10 protein-coding genes and 1 pseudogene are annotated in these 15,212 nt (G+C 42.6%); 10 read left to right on the top strand and 1 reads right to left on the bottom strand.

Annotated features, from left to right (window positions below):
• Window positions 1-2: 2 nt before the first annotated feature.
• From DXA15_RS00775 to DXA15_RS00730, 10 genes and pseudogenes are all read left to right on the top strand, one after another.
• Complete coding sequence (locus DXA15_RS00775) at window positions 3-1,946, top strand: RagB/SusD family nutrient uptake outer membrane protein (protein ID WP_128132804.1); 1,944 nt, start codon at window positions 3-5, stop codon at window positions 1,944-1,946.
• Between the two features lie 25 nt (window positions 1,947-1,971).
• Complete coding sequence (locus DXA15_RS00770) at window positions 1,972-3,147, top strand: DUF5000 domain-containing lipoprotein (RefSeq protein ID WP_128132803.1); 1,176 nt, start codon at window positions 1,972-1,974, stop codon at window positions 3,145-3,147.
• Window positions 3,148-3,171: 24 nt separating this feature from the next.
• Window positions 3,172-3,852 carry a DUF4998 domain-containing protein gene (locus DXA15_RS00765; protein ID WP_128132802.1) on the top strand — a complete coding sequence of 227 codons (681 nt, stop codon included), beginning with the start codon at window positions 3,172-3,174 and terminating at the stop codon, window positions 3,850-3,852.
• A gap of 93 nt (window positions 3,853-3,945) precedes the next feature.
• A complete protein-coding gene (locus DXA15_RS00760; protein WP_369683034.1) occupies window positions 3,946-5,679 on the top strand; it encodes a DUF6057 family protein in 1,734 nt (577 codons plus the stop codon).
• Window positions 5,666-7,144, top strand: coding sequence for a hypothetical protein (locus tag DXA15_RS00755; protein WP_233566618.1), 1,479 nt, complete (start codon window positions 5,666-5,668; stop codon window positions 7,142-7,144). The genes DXA15_RS00760 and DXA15_RS00755 overlap by 14 nt, the downstream gene beginning before the upstream one ends.
• 222 nt (window positions 7,145-7,366) lie before the next feature.
• A complete protein-coding gene (locus DXA15_RS00750; protein WP_128132799.1) occupies window positions 7,367-7,822 on the top strand; it encodes an HU family DNA-binding protein in 456 nt (151 codons plus the stop codon).
• A gap of 199 nt (window positions 7,823-8,021) precedes the next feature.
• Window positions 8,022-9,250: pseudogene (locus DXA15_RS00745) on the top strand (3-phosphoshikimate 1-carboxyvinyltransferase).
• Between the two features lies 1 nt (window position 9,251).
• On the top strand, window positions 9,252-9,671 hold the full coding sequence (locus tag DXA15_RS00740; RefSeq protein WP_009860091.1) for a hypothetical protein: 420 nt from the start codon (window positions 9,252-9,254) through the stop codon (window positions 9,669-9,671).
• Window positions 9,672-9,748: 77 nt separating this feature from the next.
• Window positions 9,749-10,555: a metal ABC transporter permease gene (locus tag DXA15_RS00735; RefSeq protein ID WP_128132798.1), complete on the top strand. Its 807-nt coding sequence runs from the start codon at window positions 9,749-9,751 to the stop codon at window positions 10,553-10,555.
• 47 nt (window positions 10,556-10,602) lie between these two features.
• Window positions 10,603-14,229, top strand: coding sequence for a cell envelope integrity protein TolA (locus tag DXA15_RS00730; RefSeq protein ID WP_128132797.1), 3,627 nt, complete (start codon window positions 10,603-10,605; stop codon window positions 14,227-14,229).
• Between the two features lie 130 nt (window positions 14,230-14,359).
• On the opposite strand, the gene DXA15_RS00725 is transcribed toward DXA15_RS00730, so the two are convergent.
• Complete coding sequence (locus DXA15_RS00725; protein WP_128132796.1) at window positions 14,360-14,869, bottom strand: RNA polymerase sigma factor; 510 nt, start codon at window positions 14,867-14,869, stop codon at window positions 14,360-14,362.
• Window positions 14,870-15,212 lie beyond the last annotated feature (343 nt).

Here is a 15,212-nt window from a genome sequence, read left to right as displayed (position 1 = left end):
AGATGATGAAAAATATATTATTAAAAAGTTTACTGTTCTGTATCGTATTACTGGAATGTATCTCTTGTAATTATTTGGATATTGTTCCGGATAATATGGCGACAATTGATTATGCATTCCGTAATCGTACAGCATGTGAAAAGTATTTATATACTTGTTATAGCTATCGTCCGAGACATGGTGATTTCCAGTGGGATCCGGCAATTGCTGCTACAGACGAAGTTTGGTGCCATTCCTATATTAATACTGCCGGGCGTTATATTGCTCGTGGTATGCAGAAAGTGAATAATCCTTATATGAACTTCTGGAGCGGGGCAAAAGCGGGTTCTGATCCGGTCATTCCGGCTTTGTGGGATGGAATTCGTGATTGTAACATTTTTTTGGAAAATGTTGATAAAGTGACGGATTTACCGTCGTATGAACGTGATCGTTGGATAGCGGAAGTAAAATTCTTGAAAGCATATTATCATTTTTATCTGTTCCGTATGTATGGCCCTATACCTATTATGGATGTCAATATGCCGGTATCAGCAACTCCGGAAGAGGTGAAGGTCTATCGTGAACCTGTAGACAATGTGGTCGATTATATTGTAAACCTATTGGACGAAGCCGCAGCAGGTCTTCCTTCTAACGACGACCTGGTGGAAGGTACTGAGGCTGGACGTGTATACAATTTGGTAGCAAAGGCGATGAAAGCCAGGGTATTGGCTTACGCAGCAAGCCCGTTGTTCAACGGAAATACGGATTATGCTTCTTTGGTCGATAATCGCGGGGTTCAGCTATTTCCTCAAACGTATGATCCGGAAAAATGGAAAAGGGCCGCAGACGCTTGTTTGGATGCAATTGAGATGGCTCATGCACAAAACAAACGGCTTTATACGGATGTAGATCCATTGTTGACTACGCAAAACGATACCTTTAAACTACAAACGACTATACGTCAGGCTATTTGCGACCGTTGGAATTGCGAACTGATCTGGGGTAGTACGAATAATGCCCAGTACACATTGGCTCAACGTTGCCAGTCTCGTATTCTACGTGTTGGTCCGGAAATGGGAACAATAGTTCGTACCGAATGGGCTCCTACATTGAATACTGCAGAAAAGTTCTATTCTTCACATGGTGTACCTATCAGTGAAGATAAAGACTGGGTACAGAACAACTGGTACAGTAAACGTTATGAAATTCGTCCGGAACCCTCTTCCGGTGCTGAAAAGTACTATGTAAAAGAAGGAGAGAAAACGGTTTATCTGCATTATAACCGAGAACCACGTTTCTATGCAGACCTTGGTTTTGACCGTGGTATCTATTTTGGAAACGGTTATAACAAGTTTCCTGATAATGTAAAACATTGCGAATTTTGTGCGAAAGAATATTCCGGAGTAGCTTCAGCTTCTGAGTCATTCTCTATTACAGGGTATGGAGCCAAGAAGATGCATAGCTTTAAAGATGCTATGACGGCAAACGATTATAGTGTAGAGTATTATCCGTTCCCGATTATGCGTATGGCAGATCTATATTTGTTGTATGCTGAAGCTTTGAACGAATATAGCGGCCCGAGCGGTGAAGTATATAAATATGTAGATATGATTCGTGAACGTGCAGGATTGGAAGGTGTTCAAACTTCTTGGGCTAAATATTCTATTTCTCCTTCTAAAGTTTCTACCAAAGAAGGTTTACGAGATATTATACAGCGTGAACGTGAAATCGAATTGGTCTTTGAAGGACAACATTTTTGGGATCTTAGACGTTGGAAGAAAATTCAAGATTTTAATGAACAACCGAAAGGATGGAATGTCATTCTGGGAGATACTCAAGATTTGTTCTATACGGTGACTTCAGTTGCCCAAACTCCTGTTGAATTTTCTGTACGAGATTATTTCTGGCCGATCAATGAGAAAGAGATCTCGATTAATCCGAATTTGGTTCAGAATTTTGATTGGTAAATTAGTAATCATAATAAATGGAATAATGAAAAAGAATTTATTATATATACTTTCCGTTTTACTTCTGATCGCATGTTCGGAAGAGGAACGTACGTTTGTTAAAACGGATTCTGTCGCTCCGCAGCCTGTTAGCAATGTGGAAGTTACCAATATTCCAGGCGGTGCCATTTTGAAATACACTTTGCCGGATGATGAAGATCTGCTTTGTGTAAAAGCGAATTATGAATTGAAATCAGGAGTTCCGAGTGAAGTGAAGGCTTCCTTATTTGTGGATACTCTTAAAATCGAGGGATTCGGTACGGAAGATGAACGCACCGTGGAACTGGTAGCCATAGACCGTAGTTTGAATGAATCGTCACCGGTGAAAGTGACCGTGAAGCCACTGGAGGCTCCGGTGGTCACTATCGGACGCACTTTAAAGTTGATTGCCGATTTTGGAGGGGTACATGCCTACTGGGATAATCCTGGGAGAGCTGAGATTTCTGTCGTTCTGGAACAAAAAGACAATAACAATGAGTTCAATCGGATCGATGCTTATTATAGCACAGTAGTAGAAGGTAGTGCCGCGACTCGTGGAATGGATACCGATCCGAAAGATTTTAAGATTTATATACAGGATCGTTGGGGAAATGTAAGTGAAGCTTTGGAAACGACCATATCACCTTTGTTTGAAGAACAATTTGATCGAACGAAAATCACAGGAATGTCTATCGAAGGAGATACGCCTTCAGCTTGGGGATGGGTTCTCGCAAACTTGTTTGATGGGACGAAAAGTGACGGTAACGGATTTCACACTGCTAATGGGTCTGGTGTTTGGCCGCAATGGATTACATTCGACTTAGGTGTGACCGGGAAGATCAGCCGTATCAAAGTATGGCAACGTTTGGGTGATTGGATTTATAAACATGGAAACTTGGAACATTTTGAAATTTGGGGAACCTCAGATGCTGAAAATTTGAATGATCCTTCGGTTTGGACTTTGATGATGGATTGTAAGAGTACTAAACCTTCCGGATTACCATTAGGACAGATATCCGATGAAGACAGGCAATGGGCCGGAGCTGGTGAAGAGTTCGTTTGTGATCCAAGTAAACCTAAGGTTCGTTATCTCCGTTTGCATGCTTTGCAAACTTGGTCTAATGGTGACTTTTTCCATATGTCTGAAATAGAGGTCTATGGACAGGTTGGTGAGGATAAGTAAGGTAATTATTAAATGTATAGAAGTATGATAGTAAAATATGTTATTCCCCTGCTGATTTTTTGTGTCGGGGTATTTTCTACGTCTTGTGATGATATGGACGCTTTACATATTGGTTTCCTGGAAGAAGGCGAAACTATTTATGCGGCGAAAGTGGATAGTGCATCCGTCGGTCCGGGTAACGGTCGTGTTAAGATGGAATTGTTCATCAATGCCCAACGTATTGAGAAGCTCCGTATTTACTGGAATGCTTATACGGATTCTGTCGACTTCAATGTCGGTGGGCAAGTCGGTGAGTTCTCTCTTATGATAGAAAATCTGCCGGAGCGTGAATATTTGTTCCAAATCGTCAGCTTTGATAAATACGGGAATCGCTCACTTCCGTTTGAAGCAACTGGTAGAGCTTGCGGTGAAGATTATCGGAACACTTTACCTAACCGTCATATTGAAAACATTTCAAAGACGGAAGAAGGCGATATGGTGATAACTTGGGGCGCAGCAAATGACGGTGCGGTGAAGAGTGTGATAACTTATACCGATGCAACCGGTCAACAACAGGTTCGTGAGGTGTTGGCTACTGTATCGGAAGATATCGTGCAGAATGTCCAAAGCGGATCTTCATTTACGTATTATACAGTATATAAGCCGGCGGCTAATTCACCGGATAGCTTTAAAACGAAAGAAGATTCAAGGGATTTTCCTGAATGAGTATTCTTTATAACTTGTAGATAAACATGTTGAATGTAAGGAGAGGTGTGTTGGGTTACAACATACCCTCCTTTCTTCTAAAGTGAATTCATTATGAACAGGAAGGTTGCGGACATATTATTTGTCCTGTTTCTATTCGTAGGTATGGTAACATATCTCTTTTATACCCAATCTTACCGGATTATTTTATCTGGACAGGTTGGTTATTTTTTAGCAACAACTGATTTTTTCACCTCTTTTCTTCTTCGGATACAAGGAATTGTAGATTATCTAGCCTCTTTTTTTGTACAATTTTATGTGATTAGGTATTTCGGAATCGGAGTCTTGATAAGTATGGCTTTTCTCTTGGGACTTCTGATAAATATGTTGTTAAAACCTTTTACAGAATCTCGTTACCGCATTCTTTTATCTTTTTTATATTCGACGACATTTGTTTGGTCTCTACATAGTTTCTCCGATTATCCCTTGTCGAAAGATCTAACTTTATTGATTTCTTTTATCTGTTGCCGTCTTTATATCGGACTATCCGATAAGCGTATACGTGTTTTGTTCAGTTATTGCCTTGCTTGTATTCTTTGGTATATTTGTAAAGAAGCAGCGTTTGTAGCTTGTTTGTATATATTTGTTTATGAGTATTTGAAAGGAATGAGAAATTATTCTTACCTGATCTCTCTTTGTTCTCTTTTTGCCTTTTCAGCATTGTTCACGACTTTTTTGCTCCAATATTGTTTCCCGATGGAAGAAGTGTTTGTTGCTGAATGGGAATTGGATTGGTATCCTTGGTATCTGATTTATATGATTTCTTTTGTCGGTTGTATCTTTTTATTGCGTTGCACACGGAGGTATTTTTTTGTTGCCTCCGGTTATTTTCTGCTGGTTATATATGCTTGTTATGTGAATACCGACCGTATTAGGGAGTTTGAGATAAAATTGTTTTACCTAATGCAACAAAGTGAATGGAATAAATTACTGGGTAGTATAGGTGATGTCAAAAAACTGAACTCTAGAACCTTGAATTATTATTATATGGCATTGGCACAAACCGGACAATTGAGCAATGCCTTGTTTCGGGATGGATTCCCTTATTCGAAGTCATTGGTTTCAGCGGGTGAGCAATCGTATGTTTCGAAAACTCGTTTGAGCGATATCTATTGGAACTTAGGTTGTTTTCGGGCTAGTCAGGTGTTCTCGACTGAAGCCATGTCGATGTTGGATACGGGGGTGAACCCTTATCATCTTAAACGCTTGGCGATGATCCATTTGATTTATCGGGAAAATGATTTGGCAATAAAACTTCTGCGTATATTGAAAAAAACGGTGATGTATAATCGCTGGGCTGTCGATTTGTTGAACCGGATGAAACATGATCCAGATCTGGAACAGGTCGATTGGATCATTCGTTTCCGGAAGATGCTTCCTTCATATGGTTTCCAAATAGGTATGAACAGACCATTAGAAAATATAACAAACCTAGCTATCCAATTACCATTTGAAACATTGGCTTTGGAATATGCTTGGAATTTGGCATTACTGGAGAAAAAGGTTGATTGGGTGGCTAGGATGGTCCGCTATAAATTGGATTTTTCTCCGAACTCGGAAATCCCGATCCTGTGTCAGGAAGGAATTTTAATCTATGAGCGAGAGAATAAAATCAGTGAAGACCGGAAATTAAAGATAAACTATGATGAAGGCGTATTGGCGCGTTTCAAAGAGTATTGTACTCAGGGAAAACGTCCGCTAAATACGATATCCGGTTATTTGGTAATGAATAATGATTATAAATCCAGTTACTTTTATTATTATGAATCTGTCGATGTTCATAAATAGGTATTGTTATTTCTGTTTATTGGTATGGGTATGCATTTCGTGTCAATCCGTATCCAAGGATATAACTGAGGAACTGTCGCAGAAACCCCGGTTGTTTCCCGATTATACCGATATTGTCATACCCTACAATATTGCCCCGTTGAACTTTAAAGTGGTTGGCCGCCCTGAGCGCGTTGAGGCTGTGTTGCGGTTTTCTGACGAGAGTTGGGTACTTACAGGAGAAGAAAAGATTATTTTCCCGGAAAAGAAGTGGAAACAATGGCTTGAAAAGGCTAAAGGAGGTCGTATATCGGTGACATTGAAAGCCGAATGGGATGGAAAGACATATCAATACGCTCCGTTTGACTGGGAGGTGTCGATTGCTCCAATCGATCCGGTACTGGTTTATCGAAAAATAGAACCAGGGTATACAACTACTAATACTATGTCGATTAACCAGCGGAATTTGACAAACTTTAATGATGAAGTTTTAATCGATAATATGAAATCGGAAACCGGCTGTATAAACTGCCATTCTTTTTGTCAGAATGATCCGGATCAGATGCTGTTTCATTCACGTCAGAAAAATCCGGGGACTTATTTTATCCGACATGGAGAAATAGAGAAAGTGGATACTCAGGCGGGAGAAATGTCACAGGCCGCCGGATATCCTTTTTGGCATCCGTCGGGCAACTACATTGCTTTTTCTGTTAGTCAGACGCGACAAATTTTTTATGAAGGGAAGACTCCCATAGAGGTCTTTGACTTGGGGTCGGATGTGATAGTATATGATTTGAAAGACAAGAAAAGTTATACAATTCCGGAACTATTTGCAGATTCATTACATAATAACTATCCTGTGTTTACGCCCGATGGTGAAACCTTGATTTATTGCGGGGGTAAAGCAGTTCAGGTTCCTGAATATAAGAGTGATTTAAAATTATCTCTTTGTGCGATTCGTTTTGATGCGGATAAAATGGAATTTGGGGAAACGGTGGATACATTAGTGTCAGCTTCTCGGATTAATAAAAGTATGTTACATCCGAGAGTCTCTCCCTGCGGACGTTTTTTGCTTTATACGGAGGTGGAATACGGTTCGTTTTCCAATTATCATAAATCATCTGATTTGGCTTTATATGATTTAAAAAATAAGACACATAGGACGCTAGACGAGATAAACTCGGAGGATGTGGATAGTTTTCATTCCTGGTCGTCTGTGGGTGGATGGGTGGTATTTAGCAGTCGTCGGAATGACGGATATTATACGTACCCTTGGTTTACACAAATCAATGATGCCGGGAAGGCTTCCAAACCGTTTCTTTTGCCTCAGGAGGACCCAGATTTTTATATTTATTGTCTGACTTCTTATAATGTTCCCGAATTGGTAAAAGGAAAGGTAAGTATTGATCCTTATAACCTTAGGAAAACAGTCATGGAAGCTCCTGTAATAAAAAGTAAATACAAAATACAAAATGACAGAATTTAAACACGACACGCTAAGTCGGAGATGGCGTGGGAACTCCGGTAATCAGATTTATCCCGTTACTTGATGTATTGGAACAGCTCTGTAGGGCGGTAATGCCACTAATCTTAGGTGGCATCGTGACTTCTTATAGGTGACATGGTGACTTCTTATAGGTCGCTATACCGATCCTCAGGCTTGTTGTATGTGCAGAGAGTAGGGGGAGGCTTTTAAAAATGTTCAATTATGGCATTCTTTAAAAAGGTTCTTAAAAAAATGGGTGGCAAGTGGCATCCGCAGGCAGTTACCGTGGGCAAACCCGTAACGACGAAAGAGGTAGCCGATCGCCTGTCGCAGATTTCTACCGTGAGTCGTGCTGACGTCTATGCTGTCTTGATGGATCTGGCAGGCGTTTTGGCCGATTATATGGCACAGGGACGCAGCGTGAAGATCGATGGTCTGGGTACTTTCTACTACACCTGCACCTCTAATGGCAATGGAGCTGACTCGGCAGATAAGGTGAATGCATCGCAGATCACCGGTGTACGTGTCCGTTTCATCCCTGAAGCCACGAAGAAGAGCGGTAGTAAGTCGATGAACCGTACGCTCGTAAGCGACAACATCTTTTGGATGGAATTGAATGGCGCACCCGAGACAACTCCTGAAGAAGGAGGCGGTGAAGATCGTCCGGAGATTGAGTGATCTTTCTCTGAATGTATGAAGAAAGTGTTGCAAAGTAATTGCTTTGTCCGTTGGAACGGAAGAAGTGCTTGTAACACTTTCTTTTTTTGATCGGAGTTAAATGTATAATAAGTGAGTAATCCTATTCGCAGAAATACCACCTAACTATCCGGAAATTTCCGTACTTTTGTCATCAGTTTAAAACGAACAGACAAAAGCAATGAAATATCTGATAAAGGCCCCGGAAGAAAGACTTCGGGCTTCCGTACAACTTCCTGCTTCCAAGAGCATTAGTAACCGTGCTTTGATATTGAATGCACTAAGTTATAGTCCGTATGATATACAGAACCTTTCCGATTGCGATGATACGGAAGTGATGGTTAAGGCATTAAATTCTAACAGCTGTGATTTCGATATAAAAGCTGCTGGGACGGCGATGCGCTTCCTGACGGCATTCCTTTCCAAGATTATCGGTGAATGGACGATTACGGGAACGGAGCGGATGAAAAATCGCCCGATCAAACTGCTGGTCGATGCATTGAACTCGTTGGGCGCTCGTATCGAATATATCGAGAAGGAAGGCTATCCCCCTTTGCGTATCTTTGGAAGTGCGTTGCAAGGAGGCGAGATTTCTCTGGCCGGAGGTGTCAGTTCACAATATATTTCAGCCTTATTGATGATCGCCCCTTTGATGGAAAATGGCTTGACATTACATCTGGAAGGAAATATCATTTCGCGTCCCTATATCAATCTGACGTTACAATTGATGGAACAGTTTGGGGTGAAAGCTACCTGGAACGGCCAAACCATCAAGATTCTTCCCCAGGAGTATAAACCGATCCGTTTTACCGTGGAATCGGATTGGAGTGCCGCTTCTTACTGGTATGCAATCATGCTTTGTCGAAAAATGCCGAAATAGAATTGTTGGGTCTTTTTAAGAACAGCCTGCAAGGAGATGCCGCCGGAGCAAAACTGTTTGCCCAACTGGGTGTTGGTACGGCCTTTACCGACCAGGGCGTCATGCTGAAATATAACGGTAACGTGACAAAAAAGTTGATCTACAATTTTGTCAACGAACCCGATTTGGCGCAAACATTTGTTGTCACCTGCGTGTTACTAAATATCCCCTTCCGCTTCACCGGATTGCAATCGCTGAAGATAAAAGAAACCGACCGTATCGAAGCTTTGAAAACGGAACTTCGTAAACTCGGCTATCTACTGACCGACAGCAACGACAGTATTTTGGAATGGAATGGGGAACGTTGTGAACCGGAGGCTGATCCGATTATCGCCACATATGAAGACCATCGGATGGCAATGGCATTTGCCCCGGCTTCGCTGGTATTGTCGCAAGGTCTTAAAGTGGCTGATCCGGAAGTGGTGACAAAGAGTTATCCTGCCTATTGGGAAGACTTGCGCAGAGCAGGATTTACTTTAATTGAAAATTAACATGTGGTACATTATCATTGGTATTATCGTGCTTGGCGTTATTGCTGCCATAGCCGGTTATTTCAGGAATAAAAAATTACAGCAGATGCTGGAACGTGGGGAGATCAGCGAGATACCTGAAGCGCGTGAAATTCCCGAAGAATGCTGCGGCCAGCATGAGACTTGTGAGCGTGACAGTCTGTTGGCTGCCGTCAGCAAAAAGATTGAATATTATGATGACGAGGAACTGGATCGTTTCCGGGGGCTGGAGGGAGATGAGTATGAAGAGGATGCCGTCGATGAGTTCCGCGAGGTACTTTATACCCTGCAATCGGAAGAGGTGGCCGGATGGCTCCGTAGCCTGCAACTTCGTGGCGTGAACCTACCGGATGCACTGAAGGATGAAGCATTCCTTATTGTCGGCGAGAGAAGAATACATTAAACGGTAGAGAACGTCTACAAGTGTTCGGCATAAAGATAAGATTGCACAAATAAGACGAACCATCATAAGGAATGAATATGGATCTATTACAATATACTTTTTTTCAACATGCTTTGCTGGGCAGCTTGCTAACAGCCATCACCTGTGGTATTGTCGGGACATACGTTGTCGCACGTCGACTGGTGTTTATCAGTGGCGGTATAACTCATGCCTCTTTCGGTGGTTTGGGGCTTGGCTTTTATCTGGGTACAAACCCGATCTTGATGGCAATGGTCTTTTCCGTACTTTCCGCTTTCGGGGTGGAATGGGCGAGCAAGACACAGGATGTGCGTGAAGATTCGGCAATTGCCGGTGTTTGGGCACTTGGAATGGCGCTCGGAGTGATTTTCATATTTCTTACTCCCGGCTATTCTCCCAATCTGTCTGCCTATTTGTTCGGTAATATCCTGACGATCTCCCTGTCTGATATTATCTGGATAGCAGCTTTGGCGGTGGTATTGATCGCAGTCTTTTCCCTCTATCTGCGGGAGATAGTCTATGTCGCTTTCGATAGCGACTTTGCCAAGACGCAGCATATCCATGTAAAGTGGATCGAATATATGATGATGTTCTTTATTGCCCTGACTATCGTCCTTTCCATCCGGCTGGTCGGTATTATGTTGCTGATGAGTTTGCTGACTTTGCCGCAAATTACAGTGAATCTGTTCACTTCCGACTTTAAGAAGATCATCTGGGGGAGTATTGTCCTTGGCTTTCTGAGTTGTGTGGTGGGGCTGGTTCTGTCTTATTTCCTGAATGTACCGTCGGGAGCTTTTATCATCCTGGTGCTGGTGCTGGTCTTTTTGGTCCTGAAAGGAGTATTATTCTTTACTAAGAGGCAATAAAACAGGTTCTTCTCAGTTTATTATATGATAAAGAGTGCACATAATACGTGAAGAAAGGTTTTTACTATATAATTTCGATATTCGTGGTTCTCTTGCTTTGGTCGTGCAGTACGAAGAAAAACACCAAAGCAAGCCGGTTCTACCATTCCTTTACATCGAGATACAATATCTATTATAACGGAAAGACTTCTTTTGATGAAGCCCTGAAATCTATGGAGACTGGCTACAAAGAAAGTTATTCCGAAATGATCCACATGTATCCGATCAGTGCACAGCCGAAAGATAAAAAGGAAACCGGCGGCCCCTTCGACCGCGCCATCGAGAAAGGCAATAAAGCTATAAAACTTCATTCCATCAAAGCCAAGCCGGCAAAGAAACCGGGTTGGCGTAACGATCCCAAACAACGTGCTTTGCAGGAACAGGAAGAATATAATCCTTTCCTGAAAAAATGTTGGCTGCTGATCGGGCAGGGACAGTTCTATAATGCTGATTTCCTGCAAGCCTCTGCCACTTTTTCTTATATTGCCCGCCATTATTCCCATGACGAGGAAGTAGTGGCCGAAGCCCGTTTGTGGCAGGCCCGTTGTTATTCGGAAATGGATTGGTTCTATGAGTCCGAAGATATTTTGGGTAAACTGAATACCAATGGAATACCCCGCAAGAACCTGAACCAGTATGCCGCCGTTTATGCCGATTATCTGGTCAAGAGCAAACAGTATGAAGAAGCTATCCCTTATTTTAAGACGGCAATCAAATCGGAGAAAAGCAAACTTCAGCGTACCCGTATGAAATACCTGCTGGGACAGATTTATGCCGCGCAGGATCAGGACGGGCTCGCCTATAAAATGTTCAACGAAGTAGCCAAAGCCAGTCCTCCCTATGAACTTGAATTTGCGGCCCGTATCCGTCAGACGGAAGTGTTCTCAGGCGCTAACTATCAAAAGGTAGTCAAGATGCTTCAGCGTATGGCGAAGAGCGATAAGAATAAGGATTACCTGGATCAGGTTTATTATGCCCTCGGAAATGTTTACCTGAACCGGGAGGATACGGCAAATGCCATAAAGAATTATGAATTGGGTATCGAAAAGAGCACACAGAACGGACTGGAGAAAGCTATCTGCCAGATCAAACTGGGCGATATCTATTTTACCATGCGTGATTATGTAAAGGCTCAGCCCTGTTTCAGTGGCGCATTGTCCGGCATTCAGAAAGAATACAAAGACTTTAAGCGTGTGTCGAAACTTTCGGCAGTTCTGGACGAACTGGTCGTACATGTGGAAGCCGTCCATTTGCAGGATAGCTTGCAGACTCTGGCAAAAATGCCGGAGACGGAACGTTTGGCTGTCATCGACAAAATTATAGAACAGGTAAAGAAAGAAGAAGAAGAGGCCAAGGCTTTGGCTGAGAAAGAGGCTTATCTGGCTGACCAGGCTGCCAAAGGAACGGGTATTAACCGTCCTGGGACAGAAACCGGCGGTATCGTTCTCCCGACTGCATCGGGCGGTACTTCATTTTACTTCTATAATCCTTCGACCGTATCGCAGGGTAAGGCACAGTTCCAGCGTAAGTGGGGACGTCGTACACTTGAGGATAACTGGCGTCGGCGTAAAAAAGAAATGTCGACCTTCAACGAAGATGCTCAGGAAGAGGGTGAAATGGCGGAGACAGCAGCCGGAGCCATCGGACCGGACGGTCAGCCTTTGCCGGCCGACTCTCTGGAGGCCGGTTTGCCGGAGGTTGCTGCCGATGACCCGAAATCACGTGAATATTATTTGCAGCAGTTACCTTTCACGCAGGAAGATGTGGATGCCTCGAATATAATTATTGAGGACGGATTGTATAATATGGCGATGATCTATAAAGATAAATTAGAGGATCTGCCTTTGTCGATCGAGGCTTTTGAAGAGTTGGAACGTCGTTTTCCGGATAATTCGCATCGCTTGGAGAGTTATTACCAGGTCTATCTGATGGCGCTCCGTACGGGGAATACCTCTTTGGCCGCCGAGTACAAGACGAAGATGATCAATGCCTTCCCGAATGAGGATTATACGATCGCCATCTCTGACCCGAATTATGAATATAATATACGTATGATGGATTCCGTACAGGATTCGATCTATCAACAGACGTATAATAGTTATCTGGCAAGTGATACCGTTACCGTGCGTCGGAATTTCCGCGATGTCAGTGTCAAATATCCGTTGGCAACCCTGATGCCGAAATTTATGTTTCTGGATGCGTTGACTTATGTACAGGCTGGTGATGCCGAAGGTTTCAAAACGGCCTTGAAAGCGTTGGTAGAGAAATATCCGACAGCCGATGTGACGGAACTGGCAGGTGAGATGCTGAAAGGTATCCTCCGCGGCCGTACCCTGATGCAGGGCAGCGTGACCGGTATGACTTGGAACCTGCGTTTTGGTCTGGGTGAAGACGGTTCTTTGTCCGCAGCCGACTCAGCACGTACATTTACTGCCGAGCCGAATACTCCTTACCGTATGATCCTGATGTATCCGACCGGAAGTGTGGATAAAAACCAGTTGCTGTTTGCTGTGGCAGCTTACAACTTTGCCAACTTTATGGTGAAGGAGTTTGATTTGGCCTTTGAAGAAGCCGGCCCGATGTCAATGCTGAACATCAGCGGCTTTACAGGTATAGAAGAAATCCTGCAATACTATAAAATGATTTATGGTAAAGACGGTTATGCCCAGGCTTTGGATAAAAATGTAGCTATCCTTCCGATCTCTGAGGACAATTACGAGACATTGATGCGAGGTAAGACACTGGAAGAATATATCAACTTCTTCGAAGAAAACTTTGGCGATAAAGCCCCGGAACTGGCAACACGTTGGAATAATCGTATGCTGGTGGAAGAAGAAAAAGTGAAAGAAGCCGAAGCAGAAGCTGAAACTGAAGCAGAACTTCCGGGCGAAGATCAACCGAGCGAAACTGTTCAACCGGAAGATGAAGCCCCGGCAAAAGAAATCAAGTCGGTACGGAGAAAAGAAGCTGAGGCTGAAAAGAAAGAAGAAGCTGAAAAACCAGTAGAACAGGTTGCTCCGAAAGATACTGTCATTCCGGAGATATCTGTCCCGGATACTGTTGTCAATGTTCCGGCAATTGAAGCTCCTGTCGATACGGTTTCCGTACAGCCGGCTGTTTCCGATACTGTTGCGGTTGCTTCTCCTCAGGATACTGTCTCTGCCGTGCAGGCACCGGAAGAACGGAAAGAGCTTACATTAAAAGAGATAGAAGCAATCCGCAAACGTGAAGCCGCAGCCGAAGAAGCCCGTAAGGAAGCCGACCGCAAGGCATTCGAAGCACAACAAAAAGCCGAGAAAGAATTGCAGGAGCAGAAAGCCAAAGAACGTGCTGACTTGCTGAAAAAGCGGGAAGAAGAAGAAAAAGCCCTTCTGAAAGCGAAAGCCGACCGTGAAAAGCAGCTTGAGCAGGATCGTAAGAACAAGTTGAAACAGGCTGAAGCCGACCGTAAAGCGAAGCTGAAAGCCCGTGAAGAACTTCGCAAACAAAAAGAGCGCGAATACAAGGAAAGGCTCAAACAAAAGGAAAAAGAGCGTAAGCAGAAGGAAAAAGAGTATCAGGAAAAACTGAAAGCAAAAGAGAAAGCCCGCCGCGAAGCACAAAAAGCGAAAGAGGCGGCAGCACGTAAGAGGTGATGATAAAAGTGGTAGAGGTGGTCAAAATTTACAGTCCTGTGATCCCAGAGTTAATCCGGGATCACATCCTACACAGATTCAATGTTTTGTCATGGCGGATCGAGTCCGCCATGACAAAACAGGGTTCTTATTATGTATATTGGAAATCTTCCAGTTTTTGCTGTAATTCTTTGCGTGCGAAAAAAATACGGCTTTTTACTGTCCCCAAAGGGAGATCCAGTTTTTCTGCTATTTCATGATATTTGTAGCCATTTAAAAATAAGGAAAACGGAATTTTTATCTCATCATTCAATTCTGAAATAGCCTTTGTGATTTCCTGAATTTGATAGACTTTGTCTGGAGAACCCGAAATGGAGTCATTGGTAATATCCAGGTTGTACAAATCAGTATTTTGATCGACCACAGTCTGTACACGCACAATTTTATGGTAGTTATTAATGAAAAGGTTACGCATTACGGTCATAACCCAACCTGTAAAATTAACATTGTCTACAAATTTTTCCTGATTGTCCAAAACTTTTAGTGTAGTATCTTGCAACAGATCCAGAGCGTCATCTCTGTTTGCTGTTAGCTTGATAGCAAAATTCATCATGTGATCTTGTAATCCGAGTAATCTTTGTTGAAATTGTATTCTGTTCATAATGTTTGTTGTTTATTAATATACGTTTTTATCTGCTGCAAATCTATTTTTTATGTTCATTATGACATGTTCGATTTCGTACGGAAAGACTCAGAAATTGTTTTACATACCCGTTAGAGCATATTTATCGGATGATTTCGTACTTTTGATAGACAGTAGATGGTCTCTTGGTGAATGCTGAATAGATTTATTGATAATATCAGATAGAAATAATTACCTTTTGTTCTTATCTAGTTATTATTGGAGTGGATATTGGTAAGGTAAAGAATGTTTTTCCGGATATTAGTTCTTGGAGAACTATTTCATTTAAAGACTATATCACATTGTGAAAACAAAATTATAT

This window comes from Parabacteroides sp. AM58-2XD, assembly GCF_003463685.1.
Taxonomy (GTDB): domain Bacteria; phylum Bacteroidota; class Bacteroidia; order Bacteroidales; family Tannerellaceae; genus Parabacteroides; species Parabacteroides segnis.
This window is presented reverse-complemented; position numbering and strand designations above follow the sequence as displayed.